The organism is Micromonospora sp. SL1-18 (assembly GCF_047921505.1).
In the GTDB taxonomy this organism is placed as follows: Bacteria; Actinomycetota; Actinomycetes; order Mycobacteriales; family Micromonosporaceae; genus Micromonospora.
Map to the genome: position 1 here is coordinate 131,910 of NZ_JBLROA010000004.1, position 24,260 is coordinate 156,169.

A 24,260-nucleotide genomic window follows, 5' to 3' on the forward strand; every position below is an offset into this window, starting at 1 on the left:
GTCTGGTGCCCGGCGCGACAATTTCCAACGAGGTGACATCGCCGTGAGCGAGCGACGCGAGGCCCCGGGGCCGCGCCGCGCGGGCGGCGAAAGGGTCCCCCGATGAGCGGCTGGGACCGCTGGCGCGAGCCGGCCGAAGCATCCTGGGCCGCCGAACCCACCCACGAGTGGCAGCCGCAGTTCCCGGGTCAGCGCTACCCGGGCGACATCGGCATCGAGCACCTGACGCCGCCCGCGCCACGCGGCCGGGCCGCCGTCGTCGGCCGGGCCGAGGTGCACCTGATCAGCCCCGCACCGGAGCGGGACGGACACCCGACCAGCCCGGCGCCGGGTGACCCGCACGACGCGTACCCGGTGAGCCCGGCAGGCCCGGACGGGCGACGCGGCACGTACCCCGTCAGCCCGGCGAGCCCCGACGGGCGGCGCGGCGGGTATCCGGCCGGCCCGGCCCCGAGCGACCGGAATGGCGCGTACCCGGGACCCTCGGGTGGGGGCGAGCGGCGCGCGTACCCGGACGGGCGTGGCCGGGACGAGCCGCGCGCGGACGGGCGGCTGCCCTGGGCGGACCGGCGCCCGCGCGGCGACGTGCGCGCGGACGACGCCCCACGACGTGGCCCCGCGCCGCAGCCGGGCGACCGGTACGACCCGCGCGGCCCGGAGCGGACGCCGGACCGCGCGCGGGCCGCCGGCTGGCCGGAGGACCGGCACGACCAGCGCTGGGCACGCCCCGAGCCCGGACGGCGGATGCCACCGCCGGACGGGGAGTTCCGCCGACCGGTCTCCCCCGCGCCCGAGCCCGGCTGGCTGCCGGAGCCCGACGAGTTCCCGCACCGCCCCCAGCCGCGACCGGCCTGGTCGGAACAGCGCCGGGGCACGCCCGAGGGGCCGGCCGCAGCGGCTGCGCGTGGCCCGCTGGACCGGCGCGAGCCCGGCTCCGGACACCCGGCGGATCGGCGAGGCCAGGCCTTCGACGGCCGGGGCGACCGACGCGAGCCCGGCTTCGAACACCCGGCGGACCGGCGGGAGCGCGACTTCGAACGGCCCGCCGACCGGCGGGAACCGGGCTTCGACGGCCCGCCACGCCGCGAGCCCGACCCGCGCCGGGAGGCGGCCCCGCGGGCCGGTAACCACCCCGCTGCGCCCGTCACCCCGGACGGCCACCGGCGCCCCGTGGATCCGTACCGTGCGGAGCCCGGCCGGCGCGGTGGCCCACGTCCCGGCGCCCCCGGTCCCGACGAGCGCTGGGAGACCCGCCGCCCGCCGTCCGACTCCGCGCGTCCGCGCGCCGAGGAGTGGCCGCCCGCCGAACGGCGACCCCGCGGTGAGTCGGCCGCGTACCGGCCCGACGAGTGGCAGCGCCCGGCCGGCCCCGGCTGGCCCGGCCCGGACGGCCGGCCGATGCGCCCGGCCGACGAGGCGGTTCCCCGGCACGACAGTCGCCGACCCGAGCCGATCGCTCCCCGACCCGAGGACCGGTACCGGCCGGAGGACCGGCCGGCCGGCCGCCCACGTCAGGATGAGTGGCCGGACCGCCCGGTCGAACACGGGCCGGCCCGCCCCGGCGACGGTTGGCGTGCGCCTGACGCGCCGGCCGCCGACCTTCGGCCGGCCACGCCGGACGCCCCCGCCTCCTCCGGGTCGGCCGACCACCTGGCCGGGCCGGCCTCGGCCCCGTCGGCTGTCGAGGCCGGGGGTGACCGCGGTATCCCGGAGGCCGCGCGGACCTCGCGGTCGGACGACGACCCGGCGTCGCCCTCTACGACCAGCACGGCCGAGGGCAACGAAGCTTGGTTCCGACCGAACGGGCCCACGTCGGATCCGGCCGGCGAGACCGAGGCCGGCTCGCCGCCCCAGGACGAACCGCTGCCCGCGCCGCCGGCCGGGCACGCCGCGCCGGCCCGCCCGGCCGGCGCACCGTCGGCCGAGCCGGATAGGCCGGCTCGGCCGGTCAGCGCCCCGCCCGCCGAGCCGGATGGGCCGCTGGAGCCGATCAGCGTGCCCCCGGCCGAGCCGGTGTCGGCACCGCCCGCGCCCGCCACGCCCTCCGCTGCAGTGGGACCCACCGGCGAGCGGGGCGGGGAGTCCCACCCGCCGGAGCACGTCCCTGCCGCCGCCGGCCCGGTCCCGCCGAGCGGCCAGGAAGACGCCTCGGACGCCGTCCGGCCCACCACAGGCGCGCCCACCGCGCAGCCGGTGCCGCGACCGGCCGCATCGGACGCCGTGCCCACCGCCCAGGTGCCCCCGGCCCAGGCTGCCGCGCCCGTCGCGCCGCCGCTGTCGGCACCACCGGCCCAGGGGTCCGCGCCGCCCGTGTCCGCCCCGCCCGCGCAGGTTCCGGCGTCGGCCGCCCAGCCGGTGTCGGCGCCACCCGCCCAGGTCTCCGGGCCGCCGGCACCGGCCGCCGCTGAGAACGAGCCAGCGCCACCGGCCCAGGGGTCCGCGCCGCCCGTGTCCGCCCCGCCGGCCCCGGTCTCCGCGCCACCCGCCCAGGTGTCCGGGCCGCCGGCACCGGCCGAGGACGAGCCACGGGAGGTACGCCCGGCGGACCCGGAGCAGGCGCTCGCCGCCATCCGGTGGCGGCTGCACCCGGAGAAGCTGCGCGAGGAGGCCCCTGACCCGGAGGCGCTGCGCGAGGTCCTGGCCGGGCTCACCACGAAGCTCGGCAGCGCGCTGGACAACCGCACCCGAGCCCGGCTGCTGAGCCTGCGGTCGGTGGCCGCCCGGATCCTCGGCGACCTGGACGACGCCATCGCCGACGCGCGGCTCGCGCTGACGTACGCGGAGGCCACCGGCGAGTTGCGGCGGACCGCGCTGGCCCGCGCGCGGCTGGCCGAGGTGCTGCGCTGGCGGGGCGAGTACGCGGAGGCCGACCGGCTCTTCGCCGCGGCCATTTCGCCGGAGCTGCCCGACCGGCTGCGCGCGGTGCTGCACGAGCACGCCGGCCGGTCCTGTTACGACCAGGGCCGGCTCACCGAGGCGTGCCTGCACTTCGAGCGGGCCCTCAACCTGCGCCAGGGTGAGGACGCCGAGCTGAGCGTGCGTACGGCGGTGGCGCTGGACGCGGTCGCCGAGCGGGCGGCCGCCGACGGCTTCGGTCCGAAGCCGCGGCCCCGGGAGGCAGTCCTGGGCGAGGAGCGGTACCCCGTCCCCACCTTCGACGAGGAGCGGCAGCTCTGGGGGTACGCGGACGCCGAGGGCGAGCTGGTGATCGAGCACCGGTACGCCGAGGTGCAGCCCTTCCACGAGGGTGTGGCCTGGGTACGCCGCCCGGAGGCGTCCCGCTGGGCGCTGGTCGACGCCACCGGCACGGCGCTGATCGAGGCGAACAACGGCTACCGGGCGGTGGCCTCGTTCTCCGAGGGGCTGGCCTGGGTGTCGATGGACGGCAAGGGCAGATGGATGGCGGTGGACCCGACCAACATCGTGCGGATCCCGCCGGGTTACGAGGACGTCCGACCGTTCCGGGGCGGCCTGGCGGCGGTCCGCCAGAACGGCGGCTGGGGCGCGGTCGACCGGGCCGGCCAGGTCGTCGTGCCGACCCGGTACCACGCCCTCGGCACCGCCCTGGCCGACGGCCGGTACGTGGACGGCTTCACCGAGGACGGCCTGGCCGTGGTGGAGCTGGCCGGCCGCCGGGGCGTGGTGGACCGGACCGGCCGCGTCCTGATCAATCCGATGTACCCGGCGCTGGTCGTGCACCCGGTCGCCTTCCTGGTGCGCGACGAGTCGGGTCGCTGGGGTGCGCTGGACCGGCGGGGCGAGCCGCTGATCGACCGGGTGCACCCGAGCCGCGCCGGGGTGGTCGCGGAGATCGAACAACTGCTCGCCGACACCACCCCGGTGCTCTGAGCGACGGCGATCGCGACGGACCGACCGGCCGGACGCCGCGCGGGCCCGGCCCGAGCGTGGGCCGGCCATCGCGCCGACGCGCCCTACGGTGACCAGATCGGGCGGGACTAGGGTCGAGGCATGGAATTCCGACACCTAGGCCGCTCGGGCCTGATGGTCAGCGAGATCTCGTACGGCAACTGGATCACTCACGGTTCGCAGGTCGAGGAGGAGGCGGCGACCGCCTGCGTGCGGGCCGCCCTGGACACCGGCATCACCACCTTCGACACCGCTGACGTGTACGCCGGCACGAGGGCGGAGGAGGTGCTGGGCCGCGCGCTGAGGGGCGAGCGGCGCGAGGGGCTGGAGATCTTCACCAAGGTCTTCTGGCCGACCGGCCCGGGTCGCAACGACCGCGGGCTGTCCCGCAAGCACATCATGGAGTCGATCAACGGCTCGCTGCGCCGCCTGCAGACCGACTACGTGGACCTCTACCAGGCCCACCGGTACGACTACAGCACTCCATTGGAGGAGACGATGGAGGCGTTCGCCGACATCGTGCACTCCGGCAAGGCGCACTACATCGGCGTCTCGGAGTGGAAGGCGTCGCAGATCCGCGAGGCCCACCAGCTCGCCCGCGAGCTGCGTATCCCGCTGGTCTCCAGCCAGCCGCAGTACTCGATGCTGTGGCGGGTCATCGAGGCCGAGGTGATCCCCACCTGCGAGGAGCTGGGCCTCGGGCAGATCGTCTGGTCGCCGATGGCCCAGGGCGTGCTCTCCGGCAAGTACCTGCCAGGTCAGCCGCCGCCGGCCGGCTCCCGCGCCACCGACGAGAAGTCCGGCGCCGGGTTCATCGCCAAGTGGCTCACCGACGACGTGCTCACGCAGGTGCAGCGGCTCACGCCCCTCGCGGAGCAGGCCGGACTCACCATGGCCCAGCTGGCCATCGCCTGGGTGCTGCAGAACCCGAACGTCTCCTCGGCGATCGTCGGTGCGTCCCGGCCGGAACAGGTGCACGACAACGTGAAGGCGGCGGGCGTCAAGCTCGACGCCGACCTGCTCAAGGCGATCGACGAGATCGTCGAGCCGATCACCGAGCGGGACCCGGCGAAGACCGAGAGCCCGGCGCAGCGCCCGTGACGCTCTCCCCGGGCCGGCGCGGCCACCGCGCCGGCCCGGGGCCCCTCCGCGTACGCGCACAGACGGCACCCCGCCGCTGCGGCGGCCCCGCCCGGTCAGCCCTACCAGAAGCGGATCAGTTCGCGCCCGAGGACGTAGAGCTGGGGTGGCAGCCCCAGGAAGTCGGCCACGTTGAAGACCGCGCCGAAGAACCAGCCGCCGATCCGCGGGCTCCACAGCAGCGCGAAGAGCAGGATGAAACCGAACGGGGCGAACAGGTCGTACATCCGGCGGTACGACGGGCTGAGCCACGGCTGGATCATGTTGCCGCCGTCCAGGCCGGGCACCGGCAGCAGGTTGAGCACGCTGGCCGTGAGCTGGAGGAACGCCAGCAGCCCCACCCCGGCCCAGAACTGCAGCGGGCCGACGTTGCCGTACCCGAGCCACAGCGCCGCCATCAGGACCAGGGTGAACAGCACGTTGGTGGCCGGGCCGGCCAGGCTGACCAGGGTGTGCCGCAGCCGTCCGGGGATGGCGTGCCGGTCCACCCAGACCGCGCCACCGGGCAGGCCGATGCCGCCGAGCAGCACGATGACCACCGGCAGCACGATCGACAGCAGCGGGTTGGTGTACTTGAGCGGGTTGAGCGTCAGGTAGCCCCGGTGGGCGATGTCCCGGTCCCCGAACCGGTACGCGACCACCGCGTGGGCGTACTCGTGCAGGCAGAGCGAGACCAGCCAGCCCGAGACCACGAACAGGAAGACGTCGAACCGGACGCTGCCGATGCCCTGCCAGGTCAGCGTGCCGCTGACCACGAAGAGCGCGACCAGGGCGAGGAAGATCGGGCTGGGCCGGAACGCCGCGCGGGGCACCCCGAGCACCAGCCGGTCGTAGCCAGTCATTCGGCCGGGGGCAGCAGGCTCATCCGGTACTCCACCCGGTCGTCCTCGACGAGCGCGACGGAGGTGACGCCGGACACCGCGAGCTCCCGCCAGGTCTGGCCGATCCACGACTCGGCGTCCGCCTGGCTGCCGAACGACTCACTCGGCCCGTCGACCGAATCGCCGTTGGTGCCCTCGTACCGCCAGCTCCACGCCATACCGCGTCTCCCCTCGCCGCCGTCGTCCGTGGACGGACTCCCGCAAGCGTAGTCGGCCGGGCCGCGATCGGCCCGGCCGACTACGGGCCGGGACGGGCACCCCGGTGGATCGGGCGGTGGGCCGGCGAGCGGTACGGTGGCGCGGTGCTGACTCGAGGAGTGGTCCTCAGCGACCGTTACCGGCTGAACGAACGCATCGCGAGTGGTGGCATGGGGGCCGTCTGGAAATGCACCGACACCCTGCTGGACCGTGAGGTCGCGGTGAAGGTGCTGCTACCGTCCCTGGTCGACGACCCGGAATTCACCACCCGCTTCCACGCCGAGGCCCGGATGCTGGCCGCGCTGCGGCACCCGGGCATCGTGCAGGTGCACGACTTCGGCTCAGCCACCCTCGCCGACGGCAGCCAGATCAGCTACCTGGTGATGGAGTACGTCGATGGCGATCCGCTTCTGACGTGGATCCGACGCACCGGCCGGCTCGACCCGACGTCCACCATGTCGGTGGTGGCGCAGGCCGCGCACGCGCTGCACGCCGCCCACCTCGCCGGGATCGTGCACCGCGACGTCAAACCGGGCAACCTGCTGGTCAAGCGGGACGGCACGGTGGTGTTGGTCGACTTCGGCATCGCACGGGCCAGCACCATGGAGGGAATCACCGCCGCGCACATGGTGCTCGGCACCGCCACGTACATGTCACCGGAGCAGGCCACCGGCCAGGCCGTCTCGGCCGCCACCGACGTGTACGCGCTCGGCGCGGTCGCGTACCTCTGCCTCGCCGGCCGCCCACCCTTCGACGGCGACAACCCGCTCCAGGTGGCGCTGCGGCACGCCCAGGACGAGCCTGCCCCGCTGCCGCTGGACACGCCCCCGGCCATGATCGAGGTGGTCCGGCGGGCACTCGAGAAGAGCCCCGACGACCGGTACCCGAGCGCCCTCGCCATGGCCGAGGCCGCCCAGGACGCCCGGGACGCCACCATGGCCCGGCTGCCCGTCGCGCCCCAGCCGCCGTGGGCGGTGGCCGGCCCGGCCGTGCCGGGGGCCGCCGCGCTCCCGACGCCCGCTCCCGCTCCCGCCGCCTCGGACCAGCCCGGGAGTACGCCGTCCGGCGCTGCCACCCCCGCCGGGTCCCCGACCGACCCGGACGCCGGCGCCGCACCGGGCCCACGCACCCCCGCACCAGCTCCGGGGTTGACCGGCCCGTCGGCCGGCGTCAGCGGCCAGGAAGGTTTCGCAGCCACCCCAGGCCCGGGCCCCACCGGCACCACGCCCGGCGCCGGCCCAGCGTCCGGCCCCGCCGCCACGCCCGGCACCGGGCCCGGTGCCCCGGGTGGGTTCGCCCAGCCGCCGTCCGGGCCGCACGCCCCCGCCACCGCCGGGCCGCCCGGCGGGCATCCGGGTCCGTCCCCGGCCGGCCCCGCCTGGTCGGTGGGCGTGGCGCACCCCGGCCGGCCCGGTCCGCGCCCCGGCCCGCGCCCCGGCCCGGAGCCGGACCGGCACGGCGATTCCGGCGTACCGGCGACGCTGGAGGAGCCGTCGGGACGCCCGGGGCGGGGACGCGTCCTCGCCCTGGCCGGGGCGGCCGCCGTCGTCCTCGTCGCGCTGGCGACCACGGTCGCCGTGGCGGCACTGCGGCCCTCCGACGACGACCCTCAGGAGGACCGGACGGCGCTGACCGGGGAGTCCACGGACACCGACCAGGGACAGCCGACGCCGCACGCCACGGGGGCCACGGGGGCCACTGGGGCCACTGGGGCCACGGGGACCACGGAAGCCACGGAGGGCCCACCGGAGCCGACGCCGAGCCGTCCCGGGCAGACCGACCGGTCGCCGTCGGCCCGGCCGAACCAACAACCGGTGCCGGGTGCCACCACCCCGCCGGCCGGTGCGCCGACGTCCCGGCCGCCCGGCAGCACCGGCTCGCCGAAGCCGAGCGGCACGACCAGCGCACCGGAGAAGCCCAACCCGTACTCGGCCGGACAGGTGTGCGGCAGCGGCTTCCAGGTGATCGACTCGGCCACGCTGACCGCGAACGGGGTCCGCAAGGGCCGGGTCTACCTGCTCTACAACGCCAGCAGCAAGGCCAACTGCGTGGTCACGCTCAAGGACACCGCCGTCGGCCGGGCCACCTCGGTGACGGCGTACCTGGAGGTGAAGGGGAAGGCCCGGCAGACCGACAGCGGGTCGTTCTCGTACTACGCGGGGCCGGTCCGGGCCACCGCGGGCGGGGTCTGCGTGAAGTGGGGCGGGTCGGTTCCCGGGGCCAGTTACGGCAGCGCGTTCGAGCACTGCGGCTGACCGCCGTCCCATCCGGTAGCCCGGCGTACGGGCCGGCGGGCGGCGACTGACCGGACGGCTTTAAGGTACGGGCATGTCCGTTGACGGGTGGAACACTCTGCTGGTGCTCGGCGGTATCCGGTCCGGCAAGTCCGAGTTCGCGGAATCGCTGGTCGCCGACGCGCCCACGGTCCGGTACGTGGCAACCGCGCCAGCGGGGGACCCGGAGGACACCGAGTGGGCGACGCGCCTGGCGGCCCACCGGGCCCGCCGGCCGGGCAGCTGGACGACCGAGGAGACCGCGGCGGACCCGCGGCGGCTGGCCGAGGTGATCGCGGCGGCCGAGCCGGACGAGACGTTGCTCGTCGACGACCTGGGCGGTTGGGTGACCGTGCTGCTCGACCCGGCCCACCAGCCCGCCGACGACCCGGCCACCATCGCCGAGCTGGCGGCGGCCGTCCGGGCGAGCACCGCCCGGCTGGTGCTGGTCAGCCCCGAGGTGGGGCTCAGCCTGGTGCCGACCACGCCGCTGGGCCGGGCCTTCACCGACGCGCTGGGCGCGACCAACCGGGCGGTCGCCGACGCCTGCGACGCGCTGGTGCTGATCGTGGCCGGCCAGCCCGCCTGGCTGAAGCCGGCCGCCCCGCCCCGCCCCGCCGCGCCGCCGCAGGCCGGCCCCGGGCAGGCCGCCGCCCCGGCGCAGCAGGCGGGGGGCCCCGCGACCGGGCAGCCCCCGGCCACCCCGGAGCAGGCGCTGCCCGAGGTGCTGACCCCGGACATGGCGCCACCCTTGCCGGCCCCCGAGCCGGTGCCGGCGGCCGACTGGGCGGCCGCCACCGTGGCGCTGGGCGCCACCGGACTGGCCATCCAGCCCGGCATGGAACTGCCCATGCCCGACGACTACGCCGGCCCGCAGGCGGTCGACCGGCTCGCCACCCTGGACATCCCCGGCGCCGGGCTCGGCGTGCTGGAACGGGTGGTCGACTTCGCCGCCGCCACCCAGGGCACCCCGACCCCCACGCCCTGGGATTCGGTGCGGGTCCTGCTGCTGCACGGCGACCACGCCGGCGGGGCGTCGGCCGGCGCGGCGCCCGGCGAGTCGGCCCGCCGCGCCCGGCAGGCACGCGCCGGCGAGGGGGCGCTCGCCCGGCTGGCGGCCGAGAGCCGGGCCAGCCTGCAGGTGGTCGAGGCGCCCACCTCCGCCGCGATGGAGGACGAGCCGGCGCTCACCGCCGAGCAGGTCGAGTCGGCACTGCGGTACGGCTGGCGGCTGGCCGAGCAGGCCGCCGACGCGGGCGTACAGCTGCTGGTGCTGGCGGCGTGCGGGGCCGGCACCGAGCCGGCGGCCGCAGCGGTGCTGGCCGCCACGGCCGGCGCGGAACCGCCGGCGGTGCTGGGCCGGGTGGTGACCGAGCAGCGCGAGATCGACGACGCGGCCTGGATGGTCCGGTGCGCGGCTGTCCGGGACGCCCTGCACCGCACCCGGCGCTCCTCCCGCGACGCTAAGGACGTGCTGGCCGAGCTGGGCGGCGGCGACATCACGGTGGCCACGGGCGTGCTGCTCGGCGCGACCGCCCGGCGGATCCCGGTCCTGCTGGACGGGCCGGTCGGGGTCGCCGCCGGCCTGGTCAGCCGCGACCTGGCCGGGCAGGCCCGGCACTGGTGCCTGCTGCCCGACCACGGCGGCCAGCCCGCGGTGCGGCTCGCCGCCGACGTGCTCGGCCTGACCCCGCTGGTGGACCTGCGGCTCGGCCTGGGCGAAGGTGCTACCGCGCTGGCCACCCTGCCGATGCTGCGCTCGGTGCTGGCGTTGGCCGCCACCCTGCCGGTGCACCCGTCGCTGGCCGGCGCCGAGGCCGACCAGGAGGAGTTCGCCGAGCCGGAGCCGGCCGGTCCCGGGCCCACCAGCACCGAGCCGGAGCCGGTCCGGCCTCCCGCCGAGGAGCCGGAGTTCGCCGAGCCGGAGCCCGCCGGCCCCGGGCCCACCACCACCGAGCCGGAGCCGGTCCGGCCTCCCGCCGAGGAGCCGGAGTCCGCCGAGCCGGACGGTCCGGTCGCGGCGCCGGACTCCCCCGGCCGGCGTGCCGACTGAGGCACGGCTCCCGGACGGGATCCGGCTGGCGGTCACCACCTTCACCACGCTGCCGGTGCGCGCCGGCCGGGTGGACCGGGCCGCGGCGGGCACCGCGATGGCGCTCGCCCCGGCGGTCGGGGCGCTGCTCGGCGCGCTCCTCGCGGCGGTGCTGCTGCTGACCGCCGTCGTCGCGCCGCCGCTGGTCGCCGCCGGGGTCACCGTCGGCCTCGGCGCGCTGCTCACCCGGGGCCTGCACCTGGACGGGCTGGCCGACACCGTGGACGCGCTGGGCTCGTACCGGCGCGGCGCGGCGGCGCTGGAGATCATGAAGAAGCCGGACGTCGGCCCGTTCGGGGTGGTCGCGCTGGTGGTCGTACTCCTGCTCCAGGCCGCGGTGCTCGCCGAGCTGGCCGGGCGGTCGTGGCCAGCGGCGCTCGCCGCGGTGGCCGCCGCCACGGCGGCCGGGCGGCTCGGCGTCGGCCTGGCCTGCCGCCGCGGGGTGCCGGCCGCCCGGCCCGAGGGGCTGGGCGCGCTAGTGGCCGGCACGGTGGGGCCGGTCGCGTTGGTCGTCGGCGCGGCCGGCGTCGCGCTGCTGGCGGTGCCCGCGGCACCGGGCCGTCCCTGGCAGGGGCCGCTCGCCGTCGTCGCCGCGCTCGCCGTCGCGGCGGGGCTACTACGGCACGTGGTACGCCGGCTCGGCGGCATCACCGGGGACGTGCTCGGGGCCACGGTGGAGATCGTGACCACGCTGGCTTACCTGGGACTGGTGCTGTCCGGCTGAGCGTCACCCGTCGAGGCGGGTAGCGTTCGTGGACGACGGCAGCGGTGCGGTCGAGGGGGGACGGCATGCTCATCACGGACGACTTCCTGCCCGTACCGGTGCCCGAGTCGCTGGACGCGACCTATCTGGTGCCGATCGCGGGGCTGCCGAAGGTCAGCCCGAAGACGGCGGTGGAGGCCCTGACCGGACGGCTCGCCGAGCCGGTGCACGGGCTGGCGAAGCAGATGCTGGCCAGCCCGCTGATGAGCGTCGACACCCGGAAGATCAGCGAGTTTCCCGAGCTGCCGCCGGACCTGCTCACCGCGTTCGGCGCCACCGAGGCCCAGCTGGCCCGGCTGGCCGCCGCCACGCACCTGGTGGTGGTGCAGGCGGAGTACCGGCCCGGTTGGCCACCGGCGCACGAGTGGGCGGCCCGGGCGGTGGCCGCGGCGATCGCCGAGACGGTCGACGGGGACGTGGTGGACGTCTTCGGTCTCCAGTTCCTGGACCCGGCGGCCGCGCTGCGCTCGCTCCCGGACGCCGACGGCCGGATCCGGCTGGTCGACTGGGTGCTGGTGCCCTACTCGTCGGACACCGACGGGCTCTGGTTCACCACCAAGGGGCTGCGCCGCTTCGGGCTGCTGGAACTCCAGACCCAGGGCGTGCCGGACCACCTCACCCGGGCCTGGGGAGCGGTGATGACCGGTGCCGCGCGGCGGCTGCTGCGGGACTGGACCGAGGGGCTGGCCGGCGAGGAGGTGCCGGCGTTCGTGCAGCTCCCGGTGCTGGCCACGGTGACCGGGCACGACATCGCGGTGGCGTACGGCAATCCGGAGCAGCACGGCGCCACCGCGCCGGTGCTGCTGCGGCTGGAGCTGGACCCGGCGACCGACCCGGACGCTGACTCGTTCCTCAGCCTCTGCCCGCCGCCGGGGCATCCCGGGCCGGCCGGCCGCTACTTCGCCGCCGCCTGCGCCACCCTGTTCAACGGCATCCAACCGGACGTCCGGTACACCCGACCGGGCGACGCGATGAGCAAGGCGGTCGCCGCGGCCCGGGCCGGGCTGGGCGACATCCGGGCCCGCTTCCTCGCCGGCCAGCTGCCCGCCGAGACCCAGCTCGTGGTCAAGTACGGCCTACCCGGCGACGACGGTCCCGAGTACGTCTGGGCCGGGGTGACCTCGTGGGAGACCCCGGAACGGATCATCGGCGCGAGCGCCAGCGACGCCAACAGCGACCCGGGCGTCCGGATCGGTGCCCCGATCGTGGTGGAGGCGACGGACGTCGTCGACTGGGCCGTCCTGGACGGCACCGGCGTCATCGAGGGCGGCTGGACCCAGGCCGTCCTCGACTCCGGCGAATCCCCCACCGCCGACTGACCGCCGCCCCTACGCGTTGATCATGAAGTTGTTGCCCTCCGCCCGGGGTGTCGCGACAACAACTTCATGATCAACGCCGAGGCCGGGTCAGCGGACGGAGGGCTGGACGAAGGGAGGGCGGGTCAGGCGCATCTGGGCACGGCGGCCGCGGATGTCGACCTCGAGCGTGTCGCCGTCGGGGAGCTTGGCGGTGGTATCGATCAGGGCGAGGGCGATGCCCTGCTTCCTGGTCGGGCTGAACGTGCCGCTGGTGATCGTGCCGACCTGCTGGTCGCCGGCGTACACAGCCATGCCAGGGCGCGGGATCGCCCGGTCGACCGCATCGAGGCCGCGCAGCGTACGCGCCGGGCCGGCGGCCTTCTCGGCGAGCAGCACGTCCCGGCCCCAGAAGGCAGGCTTGTCCCAGCCCACCGCCCAGCCGGAGCGGCCCTGCACCGGGGTGATCTCCGGGGACAGGTCCTGCCCGTGCAGCGGGTAGCCCATCTCGGTGCGCAGGGTGTCCCGCGCGGCCAGCCCGCAGGCCCGCAGCTCGTACGCCGCGCCGGCGGTGAACAGCGCGTCCCACACCGCGACCGCGTGCTCGGCCGGGACGACCAGCTCATAGCCCAGCTCGCCGGTGTAGCCGGTGCGGCACACGGTCAGCTCGACCCCGTCGAGGCGGGCGGTCGAGAAGCTCATGTAGTCGTGGTCGGTGGGCAGGCCCAGCGCGCCGAGCAGCTCCGCCGAGCGCGGCCCCTGCACCGCGAGGACCGCGTACGCCTCGTGCTCGTCGGTGACGACCACCCCGGCCGGCGCGGCGGCGCGCAACCGGCGGACCACCTCGGCGGTGTTCGCCGCGTTCGGGATCAGGAAGACGTGGTCGTCGGCGTGCAGGTAGGCGATGATGTCGTCCACCACGCCGCCGGTCGCGTCGTCGCAGCAGAGCGTGTACTGCGCCTTGCCCGGGCCGATCCGGCCGAGGTCGTTGGTCAGGCACGCGTTGATGAAGTCCGCCGCCCCCGGCCCGCTGATCCGGGCCTTGCCGAGGTGCGAGACGTCGAAGACGCCCACCCCGGTACGGACGGCCGTGTGCTCCTTGAGCACGCCGCCCCCGGCGTATTCCAAGGGCATCTCCCAGCCCCCGAAGGGGGCGAACTTGGCACCCAGAGCAATGTGCCGCTCGTGCAGCGGGGAACGGCGCAGCCGGATCGCGGCGGCGTCGGAGGTCACCTCGGTCATGGGTGGCAACTTACCGCCAGCTGAAGGGCTGGTTAGCATCGGCGGGACCCCGTCGGAGCACATCGGCGGGACAGCCACGTATCCGGCGGGTAGGTTGCCGCCGGATACCTTCATCGCCGGTACGCGACGACGCTGCCGGCCCGGCCCGCCCGGAGTTGCCTCAGTGACATCGCCCCGTACCACCCTCAGCCTGGTCGACACCGACCCCGCCGAACTCGCCGTCGACGCGATCGTGATCGGCGTGCACAGCCAGACCGCAGAGCAGGGGTCCGGTGCGTCCGCCGGCGCCCTGCTGCTGGCCAGCGGCGCGGAGAGCATCGCCGCCGCGTTCGACGGCAAGCTGACCGAGACCCTGGCGCTGCTCGGCGCAACCGGCGGCGCCGGCGAGGTGATCAAGCTGGCCACGCTGGGCACGATCACCGCCCCGGTCGTCGCCGCTGTCGGGCTCGGCCCTGAGCCGGCCGGCGCCGCCCCCGCCCCGGAGACCCTGCGCCGGGCCGCCGGCGCCGCGGTACGCGCCCTGGCCGGCGCGTCGCGCGTCGCGCTCGCCCTCCCGCTGCCCGACGACGCCGACGCCCCGGCCGCGCTGCGCGCGGTCGCCGAGGGCGCGCTGCTCGGCGGCTACCGGTTCGCCGGCTACAAGACCAAGCCGCAGCCCGCCCGCCGCGAGCCGGTGGCCGAGGTGCTGGTGGCGGTGCCGGACGCCGCCGACGCGACCGCCCAGGCGGAGATCGCCCGGGCCCAGGCGGTGGCCGGCGCGGTGCGGACCAGCCGGGACTGGGTCAACACCGCCCCGAACGAGCTGCGCCCGCCGGCGTTCGCCGAGGTCGTGGCCGCCGCCGCCCGCGAGGCCGGGCTGGGCGTCGAGGTGCTCGACGAGGCGGCTCTCAAGGCCGGCGGGTACGGCGGCATCCTCGCCGTCGGGCAGGGCTCGGAGGCCCCGCCGCGGCTGGTCAAGCTGACCTACACCCCGTCCGGCGGCGGAAACGGCAAGCGGGTGGCGCTGGTCGGCAAGGGCATCACCTTCGACACCGGCGGCATCTCGATCAAGCCGTCCCAGGGCATGTGGGAGATGAAGTCCGACATGGCCGGCGCGGCGGCGGTCGGCGCGGCCATGCTGGCGGTCGCGGCGCTCAAGCCGTCCGTGGCCGTCACCGGCTACCTGCCGATGGCGGAGAACATGCCGTCGGGCACCAGCTACCGGCCGGGCGACGTGATCAGCATGTACAGCGGCAAGAAGGTGGAGGTGCTCAACACCGACGCCGAGGGCCGGATGATCCTCGCCGACGGCATCGCCCGGGCCTGCGAGGACGGCGCCGACTACCTGTTCGAGACCTCCACCCTGACCGGCGGCCAGGTGATCTCGCTCGGCAAGAAGATCGCCGGCGTGATGGGTACGCCGGAGCTGTGCGAGCGGGTGAAGGCCGCCGGCGAGGCGACCGGCGAGCCGGCCTGGCCGATGCCGCTGCCGGACGACGTGCGCAAGGGCATGGACTCCGACGTGGCGGACATCTCGCAGGTCAACGCGGCCATGGACCGGGCCGGCCACATGCTGCAGGGCGGCGTCTTCCTGCGCGAGTTCGTCACCGAGGACGTGGCCTGGGCGCACATCGACATCGCCGGGCCGGGCTACCACTCGGGCGAGCCGACCGGCTACTGGACCAAGGGCGGCACCGGTGTCCCGGTCCGGACCCTGCTCCACCTGATCGACGACATCGCCGCCAACGCCTGACGCCGCACGAGATCCACTCAACTTCGGGGAAGTTGCCGCCTCGCCACGCAGGGAGGCAGCAGCTTCCCCGAAGTCGTTTCAGAAGAGTTCGGGGCGGCGCTTGCGACGTTCGTTGTAGTCGCGCATGCGCTGGGGGTAGCCCATCAGGCGGACGTCGTAAATCGGGATGGCGAGCTTGTGGGCGAAGTGGCGGGCCTCCTCCGGGCTGCCGACCCGGCGCCGGGTCCACTCACCGTCGTCGGCGATCAGCATGATGGTGGTCTCGGTGACCGTGGTCCGGGGCTCGATGTACGCCTCGACGCCACGCCGGGTGCGGACAAAGTTCTCAAGGTGGTCCAGATCGGCGCGCTGAGCGACGCGGTCGCGACTCACCGCGTCCGTCCGTTTGCGTCGTCGGAACAGCCCCACCGCACCCAACCCCTCCCCGTACGTCATCGAAGACGGTGCCAAGAGTACGTGGCGGGGACGTGTCGTTGGGCACCTCGGTACGCACTCCGTCCCCGGTGGTGACAAGATGACCGAGGTGGGGTGTGCCTGTTACTCCCCCGTAACCCCCGATGCAGTGACGCGACCTGGGAGTTGGAACGTGAGCGAGCCGAACGACGCAACCTTCGACATCGTGATCCTCGGAGGTGGTAGCGGCGGCTACGCGACCGCGCTGCGCGCCGCCCAGCTGGACCTCTCCGTGGCCCTGATCGAGAAGAGCAAGCTCGGGGGCACCTGCCTGCACAACGGCTGCATCCCCACCAAGGCCCTGCTGCACGCCGCCGAGATCGCCGACCAGACCCGCGAGTCGGAGCAGTTCGGCGTCAAGGCCGAGCTGGTCGGCATCGACATGGCCGCAGTCAACTCGTACAAGGACGGCGTGATCGCCCGGCTCTACAAGGGCCTCCAGGGGATGCTCAAGAGCAACAAGGCGATCACCATCGTCGAGGGCGCCGGCAAGCTGGTCGGGCCGAACACCGTCGAGGTCGACGGCAGGCGCTACACCGGCCGTAACGTCGTGCTGGCCTCCGGCTCGTACGCGAAGAGCCTGCCCGGCCTGGAGGTCGACGGCGAGCGGATCATCACCAGCGACCACGCCCTGGTCATGGACCGGGTCCCGGCGTCGGCGATCGTGCTCGGCGGCGGCGTGATCGGCGTCGAGTTCGCCAGCGTGTGGAAGTCCTTCGGGGTCGACGTGACCATCGTCGAGGCGCTGCCGCGCCTGGTCGCCGCCGAGGACGAGGAGTCGTCGAAGGCGCTGGAGCGGGCCTTCCGCAAGCGGAAGATCAACTTCAAGGTCGGCAAGCCGTTCGAGAAGGTCGAGAAGACCGCGAACGGCGTCAAGCTGACCATCCAGGGCGGCGAGACCGTCGAGGCCGAGCTGCTGCTGGTCGCCGTCGGTCGCGGCCCGAACACCGCCAACCTCGGTTACGAGCAGCAGGGCGTCAAGATGGACCGCGGCTACGTGCTGACCGACGAGCGGCTGCGCACCAACGTGCCGAACGTCTACGCCGTCGGCGACATCGTGCCGGGCCTGCAGCTCGCGCACCGCGGCTTCCAGCAGGGCATCTTCGTCGCCGAGGAGATCGCTGGGCAGACCCCGGCCGTGATCGACGAGGCCGGCATCCCGCGGGTCACCTACTGCGACCCGGAGCTGGCGTCGGTCGGCCTGACCGAGGCGAAGGCCAAGGAGCAGTACGGCGCCGACAAGATCAAGACCTACAACTACAACCTGGGTGGCAACGGCAAGAGCCAGATCCTCAAGACCGCCGGCCACGTGAAGCTGGTCCGGGTCGAGGACGGCCCGGTGGTCGGCGTACACATGGTCGGCGCCCGGGTCGGCGAGCTGATCGGCGAGGCGCAGCTCATCTACAACTGGGAGGCGTACCCGGCCGAGGTGGCGCAGCTCGTGCACGCCCACCCGACGCAGAACGAGGCCCTGGGCGAGGCCCACCTGGCCCTCGCCGGCAAGCCGCTGCACGCACACGCCTGACCACGACAAACGCGGCGTCCGGCGACGGGCGATGACCCCACCAGGGAAATGAAGGAGTCTGGAGAACATGCCGGTATCGGTCACCATGCCCCGGCTCGGCGAGAGCGTCACCGAGGGCACCGTCACGCGCTGGCTCAAGCAGGAGGGCGACACCGTCGAGGTTGACGAGCCGCTGCTTGAGGTGTCCACCGACAAGGTGGACACCGAGATCCCGTCGCCCGCGGCGGGCGTGCTGAGCCGGATCGTGGTCGGCGAGGACGAGACCGCCGAGGTCGGCAGCGAGCTGGCGGTCATCGCCGGCGAGGGCGAGGCCGGCGCGGCCGGCGCGCCGCAGGAGGCCCCGGCGGAGCAGGCCGCCGCCGAGCCGCAGGCCGAGGCGGAGCAGCCGGCCGTCGAGCAGCCGGCGGCCCAGGCCGCCCCGGCGCCGTCGGGCCAGGGCACCCCGGTCAAGATGCCGGCCCTGGGCGAGAGCGTCACCGAGGGTACGGTGACCCGCTGGCTCAAGCAGGTCGGCGACAGCGTCGAGGTGGACGAGCCGCTGCTTGAGGTGTCCACCGACAAGGTCGACACAGAGATCCCCTCGCCGGTCGCCGGCACGCTGCTGGAGATCAAGGTCGCCGAGGACGAGACGGCCCCGGTCGGCGCCGACCTGGCGATCGTCGGTGCGGCCGGCGCCGCCCCGCCTCCGGCTTGGGCTCCGGCACCGAAGCCCGAGCCCAAGCCGCAGGCGAAGCCCGCGCCGCAGCCGCAGGCCGAGGCCAAGCCGGCGCCGAAGGTCGAGGAGCCGACCCCGGGCGTGTCGTACAACCAGCCGGCCCCGGAGGCGGAGGCCGCCGCCCAGCCGATGCGGGCCGAGCAGGCGGCGCAGCCGGCCGCGCCGGCCCCCACCCCGCAGCGTCCGACCGCCCCCGTGCAGGGTGGCGGCGAGGAGGCCGCCGGCTACGTGACCCCGCTGGTGCGCAAGCTGGCCGCCGAGCACGGCGTCACCCTGTCCTCGGTCAACGGCACCGGCGTCGGCGGGCGGATCCGCAAGCAGGACGTGCTGGACGCGGCGGAGAGGGCAAAGGCCGCCAAGGCGGCACCGGCCGCCCAGCCGGCCCCCGCCGCGGCCCCCGCCCCGGCCATGCCGGCCGCGAAGCCGCAGCCGAGCGCCAAGCGGGGCACCACCGAGAAGCTGCCGCGGATCCGGGCGGCCATCGCCAAGCGGATGCAGCAGTCGCTGCACGAGATGGCGCAGCTCACCACGGTGATCGAGGTGGACGTCACCAGGATCGCCAAGCTGCGGGCGCAGGCGAAGGACTCCTTCCAGCAGCGGCACGGGGTGAAGCTGTCCTTCCTGCCGTTCTTCGCCCTCGCCACCGTCGAGGCGCTGCAGGCGTACCCGATCGTCAACGCCCAGATGGACCTGGCGGCCGGGACGATCACCTACCCGGGCGCGGAGCACCTCGGCATCGCCGTGGACACCGAGCGCGGGCTGCTGGTGCCGGTGATCCACAACGCCGGCGACCTCAACCTGGGCGGCATCGCCAAGCGGGTCGCCGACCTGGCCGAGCGCACCCGGACCAACAAGATCAGCCCGGACGAGATCGCCGGCGCGACCTTCACGCTGACCAACACCGGCAGCCGGGGCGCGCTCTTCGACACCCCGATCGTGCCGTCGCCGCAGTCGGCGATGCTCGGCACGGGCGCCGTGGTGAAGCGCCCGGTCGTGGTCAAGGACCCAGAGCTGGGCGAGGTCGTCGCGGTCCGCTCGATGGTCTACCTCGCCCTGTCGTACGACCACCGGCTGATCGACGGCGCGGACGCGGCCCGCTTCCTCGTCGCGGTCAAGGAGCGGCTGGAGGCCGGCAACTTCGAGGCCGAACTGGGGCTCTGACACCCTGACGACGAAGGGCGCGCGGCTTGAGCCGCGCGCCCTTCGTTGTACCCGAATCCGGCGCGGAGGCGCCCGGCCGCTGAAAGACTCGTCCGGTGAGCGGCTTCGGGAGGCGGGGGCGCCTCGGGCCTGTGGTGCCGATGGCCCCCGCGGCCCGGGTGGACCGGTTCGAGATCTTCTTCGATCTGGTCTTCGTCTTCTCGTTCTTCATCATCACCCGGGCCACCGCGCGGGACATCAGCGGCGGGGCGCTGCTGCACGCCCTGCTGGTCCTCGCCGTGCTCTGGTGGTCGTGGGTGGTGCACAGCGTGGTCGCCGCCCGGATCCGGCTCGGCGAGGGCTTCGTGCCGGTGCTGATGACGGTCGGCATGGCGGCGCTGTTCACCTTCGCCCTGTCGCTGCCGCAGGCGTTCCAGGACGTGCGGGGCGCCGCCGGGCCGATCGTGGCAGCGGCCAGCTACATCGTGGTCCGCCTGGTGCACCTGCTGCTCCTCCGGCATGCGGTGCGGGACAGACCGGACGAGCGCCGGCAGTTGAAGCGGATCGTCCCGGAGATGGGGGGCAGCACGCTGCTGCTGCTCGCCGCCGCGCTGATCCCCCTGGCCATACACCGCTCCCCCGCGGCGCCACTCGTCCGGGACGGGCTGTGGGCCCTGGTCGTGCTGCTCGAATACGGCACCGGCCAACTCACCGGCAGTTGGGCCGGGGGCCTCGCCTCGGCCGAGCACTGGACCGAGCGGTACGACCTGATCCTGATCATCGCCCTGGGCGAGTCGGTCATCTCGGTTGGCGTCGGGAGCAACCTGATCGGGCAGCCACCCACCGCGGTGGCCGTCGGTGCGGCGGTGTGCGGCATCTTCTTCACCGCCGCGCTCTGGTGGGCGCACTACGACATGATCGGGCCGTCCGCCCGGATCGCCCTGCACGCGGCACAGGACGGACCCCGGGTCACCATGGCCCGGGATGCGTACGCGTACTGCTACCTGCCGATGATCGCCGGCATCATCCTCTTCGCGCTCGGCGCCGAGGAGATCGTCAGTGGGATAACCAACCCGCAGATCTCGAACTACGATCCGGCGCGCGGCCCCGCCGTGGCGCTGCTCTTCGGCGGGGTGATCCTCTACCTCTGCGGCAACATGCTGTTCCAACTGCGGACCCTGCGCACCCTGAGCTGGACCCGGGTGGGCACGGTGGGGCTGCTCGCCGTCTGCATCCCGTTGGCCGAGCGGGTGCCGGCGCTGGGGGCCCTCGCGCTGCTGACCGTGATCTGCGTGGGCATGGTGGCCGCCGAGGTGGTCATCTTCGAGGAGGGCCGGACGGCGCTGCGCAGGCTGATTCTCGAGGAACGGGCCGCCCACGAGGCGCACGAGGCCGCCTACCGGGCCCGCTGGCACGAGCCGAACGAGCCGGACGAGGGCGAGTGACGCGGGGCGCCGCACGGCGGCGGGATCCCGTACCCTGCTGCACCGGGTCGACGCCCTGCTCGCCGGGGCGGCCGACGGCGCGACGGTCCGGGCCGAGCTGGACGGTCTCGCCGCGCTGCTGGAGTCGCACTTCACCTATGAGGAGCGGAAGCTGGTGGCCGTGCTGGACACGGTGGACGACGGAACGGCGGAGGAACTGCTCGGCCTCGACGTACCGGATGAGGAGACGAATTGACCACGGGGACGATCAGTGCGGCAGCGGCCGGGAGCTGGCAGCTCGGCGACCGCACGGTCAACCGGATCGGTTTCGGCGCGATGCGGCTGACGGCCAACGCCGACGGCAGCCCGAGCGACCGGGACCGGGCGATCGGTGTGCTGCGCCGGGCGGTAGAGCTGGGTGTCAACCACATCGACACCGCCGCGTTCTACTTCTCGCCGCGGCGCTCGGCCAACGAGCTGATCAACCGGGCGCTGTCGCCGTACCCGGCGGACCTGGTCGTCGTGACCAAGGTCGGGCCGGGCAGGGACCCGTCCGGCGAGTGGCTGCCCATGGCCCGCCCCGACCAGCTCCGCGGCCAGGTCGAGGAGAACCTGCGCCAGCTCGGCCGGGACCACCTCGACGTGGTCAACCTCCGGGTGTACGGCCCGGAGCCGCTGGCCGAGCACTTCGGCGCACTCGCCGAACTGCGCGACGCCGGACTGGTCCGGCACCTGGGCGTCTCCGCCGTGACGGCGGAGCAGGTCGCCGAGGCGCAGGCCATCGCCCCGGTGGTCTGCGTGCAAAACTCGTACGGCCTCGGCTACCGGCAGCGCAACGACGCGCTGATCCGCGACTGCGCCAGGCACGGCATCGCCTTCGTGCCGTTCTTCTCGCTGGCCACCAGCGGACGGGAGGCCGGCGCGACCGACGTCGAGCACGACGAGATACGCGCGATCGCCCGCGAGCACGACGTGACCCCGGCCCAGGTGCGGCTGGCCTGGACGCTCCACCAGGGGCCGAACGTGCTGGCCATCCCCGGTACCGGCAACCCCGACCACCTGGCGGAGAACGTGGCGGCAGGTGCCCTGCGCCTCTCCCCCGCCGACCTCACCCGCCTCGAGTCCGTCCACCGGGGCGCGTGACCGCCTCGCGCGTCGCGCCCGTCAAGATCCGCGCCTCCCGCCGCCCGGCGAGGGTGACGGATTCGCCCGTTGGCAGAATCGGGCGGCGCGGGCTGGCCCGTGCAGGTGCGGGCACAGCATGCTGGGGCGATGGCGATCTTCTCCGTACAGGCCCGACCGACCGACGCGGCGAGTTGGCTCGACCTGGCCCGCCGGGTCGAGGCAGTGGGCTTCGACGCCCTGTTCGCCGCCGACCACCCGGGCCACGGCGCGTCGCCGTTCGTGGCGCTGGCCGCAGCGGCGGCGGTGACCTCGACGCTGGGCCTCGGCTCGTACGTCTCCAACGCCGGGGTCCGGGAGCCGATCCTGCTCGCCACCGACGTGGCCACCCTCGACGTGGTCTCCGGCGGGCGGGCCCGGCTCGGCGTCGGCGCCGGCCACACCCCGGCGGAGTGGCGGGCCGTCGGGCGTGAGCGCCCCGACGTGCCCGGCCGGGTACGCCGCTGCGTTGCCGTCGCCGAGGCCGTCCGCGACCTGCTCGCCGGCAAGGAGGTCACCGTGGACACTCCCGACCTGGCCGCCCACGCCGCCCGGCTCACCGAGCTGAAGCCCGTGCAGGACCGGGTCCCGCTCACCATGGGTACGGCCAACTCAGCCCTGCTGCGCTGGGCCGGCGCGCACGCCGACGTGGTCGGGCTGACCGGCTTCGGGCGTACCCTCCCTGACGGCCACCGGCACGAGGCCCGGTGGCGGACCGACCAGATCGAGGCGCAGCTCGCCCACGTGACCGCCGGTGCCGCCGGCCGCGACGCGCCGCCCGCGCTGGAGGCGCTGGTCCAGCAGGTCACCGTGACCGACGACGCCGAGGCCGCGGCGGCCTCGACCGCCGAGCGCCTCGACCTCACCGTCGCCGAACTGCTCGCCACGCCGTTCGTGCTGATCGGCACGGCCGAGGAGATCGTCACGGCGGTCGCGCAGCATCAGCGTCGCTGGGGGATCAGCCGCTTCGTGGTACGCGCCGACGCCGTCGATGCCCTGGCCCCGCTCCTCCCCCGCCTGGCGGCGCAGTAGCACGTTTCGACGTCGAGGCGGCGGGAGTAGTCGGTCTGGGTGTCGTCATGGGCCCGTAGTCGCTACAGCCGGTCCCGTGGTCAGCGGCGGGACCACTGACCACGGGTAGCCGGAGCAGGCCGTTACGCGGCGGCCCTGAAGGTCGGGTAGTAACCGCCGGACTGCCCGGCGGCCGTCGGGTGGTACGAGATGCTCGTGTCGGCCCAGTTCAACGCGTGCAGCCACTTCTCGCCGTAGGCGCAGAGCTCGTTGCCCCGGAAGATCGGGCGTACATCGGCGAAGACGAAGCTGTTCTGGACAGTGGCGTTCTTGGTGAGGTCATCCAGCAGGTTGATGCCCTCGTTGATCTTCGCGCGGGAGTTCTGGCTCAGACCAGCGCAGAAGGTGTCGAGCTTGTAGAAGACCGGGTAGGCGATGACCACCACCCTGGCAGACGGCGCGCGGGCACGGATCGCCTTGTACACGTTGTCCAGCTTCGGCGGCAGTTCTCGGCGGGCCTTGTCCTCGGCGGCGTTGACGGCCGCGATGCACGCCGACTCGCCATTCACCACGCAGGTGGTCATGACGTCGCTGAACCCGACGTCGTTGCCACCGACGGTGATGCTCACCAGCGTGGTGCCGGTGGACAGGTAGCCCACCTGGGTGTCGAGCACGCTCTGCGTGGTCGCACCCGAGCAGGCCACGAAGGTGTACGACGCGGGAGCGTTGGCCGTCGCCCACAGCGACGGGTAGGCGTTGGGGCTGCGCCGGCACGAGCCGCTTTCGTTGCCGGCGCCCACGCCGGAGGCGTACGAGTCACCGAGGGCGACGTACCGGACGGTGGAGGCCGCCTGGGCTGGCGTGGCCAGCGCGATCACGCTGGCAATCGCCGACGCCAGGCCGAGGGTGAGGGTTGCGAGGCGGGATCTGAGCACGTGGTCCTCCCGGAGGCAGAAGGAATGATCCAGGTCTATATAGATAGCACTGGATGCACCCTTCCCGGAAGACCTATCGGGACATTCGGGCAAGCCTTGTCACCCTTGTCCGCGCCAGGCGGACTGTCCGACTCGCCGTGACCTGCTGGTCCGCGTACGGCCTGCGCTGGACCGCCTGCCCGGACCGGCACGCGTCGGTCCCCACCGAGCCGCCCCCTGGCGCAGGCCTGGTGGGCCAACGGCGGCCGGTGGTGAGGGGGGCACACATACCGGGTGGCGCTGCTGGTCTACCTGGGCGGGATGCCGCACGACGCTGGGCCGTCCCCCGCTGGCGGCCACCGGACGGGCGTGCCGCGCGGGGATGTGGCGGCTCAAGACCCTGATGCCGCTGAGACATATTGATGCCTCAGCGG

16 protein-coding genes and 1 pseudogene are annotated in these 24,260 nt (G+C 74.6%); 12 read left to right on the forward strand and 5 right to left on the reverse strand.

Features of this window, described 5'->3' with window-relative positions; translation table 11 throughout:
- Positions 1-102: 102 nt before the first annotated feature.
- Complete coding sequence (locus tag ACNAW0_RS03150; protein ID WP_416286139.1) at positions 103-3,849, forward strand: WG repeat-containing protein; 3,747 nt, start codon at positions 103-105, stop codon at positions 3,847-3,849.
- Between the two features lie 120 nt (positions 3,850-3,969).
- Positions 3,970-4,968 carry an aldo/keto reductase family protein gene (locus ACNAW0_RS03155; protein WP_416286140.1) on the forward strand — a complete coding sequence of 333 codons (999 nt, stop codon included), beginning with the start codon at positions 3,970-3,972 and terminating at the stop codon, positions 4,966-4,968.
- 101 nt (positions 4,969-5,069) lie between these two features.
- On the opposite strand, the gene ACNAW0_RS03160 is transcribed toward ACNAW0_RS03155, so the two are convergent.
- Entirely contained in the window at positions 5,070-5,849 is a 780-nt protein-coding gene (locus tag ACNAW0_RS03160) for a site-2 protease family protein (protein WP_416286141.1), read from the reverse strand.
- The gene (locus ACNAW0_RS03165; protein ID WP_416286143.1) at positions 5,846-6,046 is read right to left on the reverse strand and encodes a hypothetical protein; all 201 of its coding nucleotides are present in this window, start codon (positions 6,044-6,046) and stop codon (positions 5,846-5,848) included. The genes ACNAW0_RS03160 and ACNAW0_RS03165 overlap by 4 nt, the downstream gene beginning before the upstream one ends.
- Before the next feature lie 144 nt (positions 6,047-6,190).
- Here ACNAW0_RS03165 and ACNAW0_RS03170 point away from each other — a divergent pair.
- The 4 genes and pseudogenes from ACNAW0_RS03170 to ACNAW0_RS03185 form a co-directional block, all read left to right on the forward strand.
- A pseudogene (locus tag ACNAW0_RS03170) lies at positions 6,191-7,408 on the forward strand (serine/threonine-protein kinase); the annotation flags it as partial.
- Positions 7,409-8,414: 1,006 nt separating this feature from the next.
- Positions 8,415-10,412 (forward strand): bifunctional adenosylcobinamide kinase/adenosylcobinamide-phosphate guanylyltransferase, encoded by a 1,998-nt coding sequence (locus tag ACNAW0_RS03175; RefSeq protein WP_416286144.1) that lies wholly within the window; start codon positions 8,415-8,417, stop codon positions 10,410-10,412.
- Positions 10,402-11,175, forward strand: coding sequence for an adenosylcobinamide-GDP ribazoletransferase (locus ACNAW0_RS03180; RefSeq protein WP_416286145.1), 774 nt, complete (start codon positions 10,402-10,404; stop codon positions 11,173-11,175). Before ACNAW0_RS03175 ends, ACNAW0_RS03180 begins: the two co-directional genes overlap by 11 nt.
- Before the next feature lie 65 nt (positions 11,176-11,240).
- Positions 11,241-12,533 (forward strand): DUF2314 domain-containing protein, encoded by a 1,293-nt coding sequence (locus tag ACNAW0_RS03185; RefSeq protein ID WP_416286146.1) that lies wholly within the window; start codon positions 11,241-11,243, stop codon positions 12,531-12,533.
- Positions 12,534-12,620: 87 nt separating this feature from the next.
- Here ACNAW0_RS03185 and gcvT read toward each other — a convergent pair whose 3' ends face one another.
- Positions 12,621-13,751: a glycine cleavage system aminomethyltransferase GcvT gene (gcvT, locus tag ACNAW0_RS03190; protein WP_416286147.1), complete on the reverse strand. Its 1,131-nt coding sequence runs from the start codon at positions 13,749-13,751 to the stop codon at positions 12,621-12,623.
- A gap of 163 nt (positions 13,752-13,914) precedes the next feature.
- Between gcvT and ACNAW0_RS03195 the strand changes: the two genes are divergently transcribed.
- The gene (locus tag ACNAW0_RS03195) at positions 13,915-15,483 is read left to right on the forward strand and encodes a leucyl aminopeptidase (RefSeq protein ID WP_416286148.1); all 1,569 of its coding nucleotides are present in this window, start codon (positions 13,915-13,917) and stop codon (positions 15,481-15,483) included.
- A 78-nt stretch (positions 15,484-15,561) separates the two neighbouring features.
- Here the strand turns inward: ACNAW0_RS03195 and ACNAW0_RS03200 are convergent, their stop codons facing one another.
- On the reverse strand, positions 15,562-15,891 hold the full coding sequence (locus ACNAW0_RS03200; RefSeq protein WP_416286175.1) for a hypothetical protein: 330 nt from the start codon (positions 15,889-15,891) through the stop codon (positions 15,562-15,564).
- 178 nt (positions 15,892-16,069) lie between these two features.
- Here ACNAW0_RS03200 and lpdA point away from each other — a divergent pair, with 178 nt between their 5' ends.
- The 5 genes from lpdA to ACNAW0_RS03225 all read left to right on the forward strand — a co-directional run bounded on the left by lpdA (position 16,070) and on the right by ACNAW0_RS03225 (position 22,933).
- Positions 16,070-17,461 (forward strand): dihydrolipoyl dehydrogenase, encoded by a 1,392-nt coding sequence (gene lpdA / locus ACNAW0_RS03205; RefSeq protein WP_416286149.1) that lies wholly within the window; start codon positions 16,070-16,072, stop codon positions 17,459-17,461.
- A 67-nt stretch (positions 17,462-17,528) separates the two neighbouring features.
- Positions 17,529-19,337, forward strand: a complete 1,809-nt coding sequence (gene sucB / locus ACNAW0_RS03210) for a 2-oxoglutarate dehydrogenase, E2 component, dihydrolipoamide succinyltransferase (RefSeq protein ID WP_416286151.1) — start codon at positions 17,529-17,531, stop codon at positions 19,335-19,337.
- A gap of 140 nt (positions 19,338-19,477) precedes the next feature.
- Positions 19,478-20,761 carry a low temperature requirement protein A gene (locus tag ACNAW0_RS03215; RefSeq protein ID WP_416286152.1) on the forward strand — a complete coding sequence of 428 codons (1,284 nt, stop codon included), beginning with the start codon at positions 19,478-19,480 and terminating at the stop codon, positions 20,759-20,761.
- A 231-nt stretch (positions 20,762-20,992) separates the two neighbouring features.
- Positions 20,993-21,883, forward strand: coding sequence for an oxidoreductase (locus tag ACNAW0_RS03220; RefSeq protein ID WP_416286153.1), 891 nt, complete (start codon positions 20,993-20,995; stop codon positions 21,881-21,883).
- Between the two features lie 129 nt (positions 21,884-22,012).
- Positions 22,013-22,933, forward strand: a complete 921-nt coding sequence (locus tag ACNAW0_RS03225) for an LLM class flavin-dependent oxidoreductase (RefSeq protein WP_416286154.1) — start codon at positions 22,013-22,015, stop codon at positions 22,931-22,933.
- 122 nt (positions 22,934-23,055) lie between these two features.
- Here ACNAW0_RS03225 and ACNAW0_RS03230 read toward each other — a convergent pair whose 3' ends face one another.
- Complete coding sequence (locus ACNAW0_RS03230; RefSeq protein WP_416286155.1) at positions 23,056-23,847, reverse strand: SGNH/GDSL hydrolase family protein; 792 nt, start codon at positions 23,845-23,847, stop codon at positions 23,056-23,058.
- Positions 23,848-24,260 lie beyond the last annotated feature (413 nt).